The organism is Paraburkholderia sp. EG286B (assembly GCF_040965655.1).
Taxonomy (GTDB): domain Bacteria; phylum Pseudomonadota; class Gammaproteobacteria; order Burkholderiales; family Burkholderiaceae; genus Paraburkholderia.
Genome location: NZ_JBFRCF010000085.1, coordinates 1 through 3,201 on the forward strand (window position 1 = coordinate 1; position 3,201 = coordinate 3,201).

Below are 3,201 nucleotides of genomic sequence, written 5' to 3' on the forward strand. Positions count from 1 at the left end.
GTGCTTTTAGGCACAGTTCCCGATTACGCTCAGCTCGACGGCTGGCGACCGAGGACTATGGGTCGCCGGCAACGGAACTGTAGATAATCAGAGCTGCTGAAGGAAGGCGAGCACGCTATCGGAAGGCTTGAACCGAAACGAAGCAGATTCAGCAGGTGTCAGTTTCTCGAGCGCTCGCTCCTTCATTGCCAGATCAGCGTCGATGTAGACGTGGGTCGTTTCGATGCTCTCGTGTCCGAGCCACAGGGCGATTAGACTGATTTCGACACCCGACTGCAACAAATGCATCGCAGTCGAATGCCGAACGACATGCGGAGAAATTCGTTTTGCGATCAGGGTCGGACATTGCGAGCCAGCTAGTTCGATGGCCTGCTGGAGGATGTAATCGACGCCGTTGCGCGACAGCTCCCGACCGCGATGGCTGGGAAACGCAAGCGGCGTGTGAGAGCTTTCCAGTTCGTGGAACCACGTCTTCAATACCTGCGCCGTGTTCGGCCACAGCGGGATGCTTCTCTCCTTGCGTCCCTTGCCCATCAAGTTGATCAGCGCACTGCCGCCGAACTGGACTTGCTCCTGTCGGAGTGTGGTAATTTCGGAAACACGTGCGCCGGTGTTGTACATCGTCAGTAGCAGCGCGTAGTCGCGACGTCCGCGCCATAGGGAGCGGTCAGGCGCTGCAAGCAGTGCATCGATTTCGGCGCGGGTGAGCGCCTCCACGAGTCGACGATCGGTCCGCTTCGACGGAATTGCGAGTACTCGGGTGGCCAATCCCACGGACTCTGGATCGCACAGCGCGACCCATTGGAAAAAGCTGTGAATCGCTGCGAGCCTCGCATTGCGCGATCGCGCTGAATTGTGCCGCTGAACTTCAAGGTAGTCGAGAAACGACAGGATCACGGGCGCATCAATTGCGGACAGGCGCAGTGATGATGGATCTATGCGCGTTTTATCCCAAACAAACTGGAGCAGCAGACGGAACGTATCCCGATAGCTCGATACCGTTCGTGGGCTGACGTGCTTATGGGCAAGCAGATGTTCGACGAAGAAACCTTGCAGCAACGGACCGATCATGGTGGTGGTCTTCATGACTTCTCTCCAAGACTTACATACTGCTGAAATGTCACCGCCGCAGTAGCCAGCAGCGCTGGCGTCGCGGTCAGATACCAGTACGTTTCTGCGGGACTGACATGCCCGAGATAGACGGACAGATTCGGAATCCATTGTTGAACAGGCGCCCCTTCAAGGCACCATTGCGTCAAGCGCTCGACAGCAAAGGTATGGCGTAGGCTGTGTAGCGTTGGTGTCCGGTTGCCCGAAGGCGGCACCATGTCGAGCCGCTGAGCGGTACGCGTGAACCAGTTGGCGAAGAATCCGTGGTTGATTGCCGTTCCGATCTCGGACATGAAGAACAGATCCGAGAGTCCTGCGTAGCCGAGTTTCTGGCGCAGCAAAGAATAGGCTCTCAGCTTCTCGGCGGTCGTTGGGTGCAAAGGCACGACTCTCGACTTGCGAAACTTGGTCTCGAGAATCAAGATCCTCGGCGGATCGGCGTCAAGCTGCACGTCGTTGACAGTCAATCGAATGGCCTCGCCAGCACGGATACCAGTGCTGGCCAGTAGGCCAATCATCGATACGTACACGTGCGGTCGCAATGTGCGCTGAGGCCGCATTGCCGCGGCTGCCTCCAGAAGGGGGGCGAGTTCCGCTCGGGTGAAGATGTAGGGTTTATGCCGCCGCGGTCGCGCAAGCAATCCGCTTCCAGGAACCTGCGTCTCTGGAACGCTCGCGCGCAGGTAGTATAAAAAACGCCGGGCCGTAGAAAGGCGGCTTGCCTGTCCGGCGGGGCTGCGGACAGACGATGGTCCGCATGCCCAATCAACTGCAAGCCTCGCATCGATTGGCCACTTGTTGGCGGCGATTGCATATTCGATAAAACTTCTGAGTACCGCCTTTCTGGCCGCATCGTTGAAGCCGAGCGCTTCCCGAACAGCGAGATAAGCGTCAAGGTGATCACGTAACTCGGGATGACCGTTCATGACCGTACTCCCGGCCACGGCAAGGCTACGTGCGCGAGCGTCGCGAGGTCAAGCTTCGCGTAGATCGCTGTCGTCCCCAGCGAGACATGTCCCAGCACGTCGGCAACTTCCTTGAAACTTGCACCTCTGCATACCATCTGGGTGGCCGCCGTGTGGCGCAGCGCATGTGCGGCAGCTGGAATGCCCTCCACGCCGGCACGATACATTGCGCGCCGGACCATTCTCGACACGACAGATGAATCGAGAATGGGTCCGTACGGCTCCTTGGTGCTCAGGAACACCGCCCTGCAGGGACTGGAGGGACGTCCGCGTTGAAGGTATGCACACAGCGCCTCACCCGCATCGTGAGGCAGGGGAAGTCGGCGTTCGCGATGAGACTTCCCTGGACGAATGCGCACGCAGCCCTCGATCCAGTCGATATCGTCGAGCATCAAATGTCTGAGCTCGCCGGCTCGAACACCCATTCGCGCCAGGACCAGCAACATTGCCCGATTGCGCAACTCGTGGGCGCTACCGTCGAGCGCCGCTCCGAGAACGCGCTCGGTCTGCTCTGCAGTGAGATAAACCGGCAGAGAGGCGTACTTCCATTGAGGCATCGAGGGAATCGCGGCTTCGAGCTCACGGCCAGCCTTGCCGCAAAACACCAGATACCGGAGCCAGGCTCGCAGTGCAGTCCCGGCCTTCTTGCGCGAGTGTCCGTGAAGCCGTTCGGCCTCCTGGCCAACAAAGGCGGTGAGCCATTCGGCGCGCGGGGCCCACCGCTCATAGTCTGCCTCCAGGCAGTACTGCGCCAGAAACCGCCGTACAAAGAAGAGATACTCGCGACGAGTCGTGTGCGCCAGGCCGACGACCTGAGACAGGTGATGATCGAACTCGCCAACCCAGCAGTCGAGTGTACCGGTCACTTCTGCCTGCGCCGCCGGCTTGCATTTACGTCGCGTTCGGGAACCTGACGGATTTAGGGACGGGGCATTGTTCATGAGCTTCTCCTGTCGGCCCAGATGGCCGATAGGGGAAGCTTGCTCTGATTATGCGAGGACGTTTCCAGTCCCGGACAGCAACAACCAATGCCCAGCAACCCAAGTGAATCGCCCCTGCCCGCGAACTGAGCGTAATCGGGAACTGTGCCTAATCAGCCTTATGCGCTGCAGAGCATAAGTGCTTA

3 protein-coding genes are annotated in these 3,201 nt (G+C 59.1%); all 3 read right to left on the reverse strand.

The window, feature by feature from the left end; all coding sequences use genetic code 11:
* Nucleotides 1–87 precede the first annotated feature (87 nt).
* From AB4Y42_RS43640 to AB4Y42_RS43650, 3 genes are read right to left on the reverse strand one after another with little or no spacing between them, the layout of a single operon-like run.
* On the reverse strand, nucleotides 88–1,086 hold the full coding sequence (locus AB4Y42_RS43640) for a site-specific integrase (protein ID WP_368697806.1): 999 nt from the start codon (nucleotides 1,084–1,086) through the stop codon (nucleotides 88–90).
* Nucleotides 1,083–2,036: a tyrosine-type recombinase/integrase gene (locus tag AB4Y42_RS43645; RefSeq protein ID WP_368697807.1), complete on the reverse strand. Its 954-nt coding sequence runs from the start codon at nucleotides 2,034–2,036 to the stop codon at nucleotides 1,083–1,085. The genes AB4Y42_RS43640 and AB4Y42_RS43645 overlap by 4 nt, the downstream gene beginning before the upstream one ends.
* A complete protein-coding gene (locus AB4Y42_RS43650; RefSeq protein WP_368697808.1) occupies nucleotides 2,033–3,016 on the reverse strand; it encodes a site-specific integrase in 984 nt (327 codons plus the stop codon). The genes AB4Y42_RS43645 and AB4Y42_RS43650 overlap by 4 nt, the downstream gene beginning before the upstream one ends.
* Nucleotides 3,017–3,201: the final 185 nt, after the last annotated feature.

Coding starts and splice junctions, on each gene's coding strand:
- AB4Y42_RS43640 (WP_368697806.1), bottom strand. CDS start 1,086: ATGAAGACCACCACCATGATCGGTCCGTTGCTGCAAGGTTTCTTCGTC.
- AB4Y42_RS43650 (WP_368697808.1), bottom strand. CDS start 3,016: ATGAACAATGCCCCGTCCCTAAATCCGTCAGGTTCCCGAACGCGACGT.
- AB4Y42_RS43645 (WP_368697807.1), bottom strand. CDS start 2,036: ATGAACGGTCATCCCGAGTTACGTGATCACCTTGACGCTTATCTCGCT.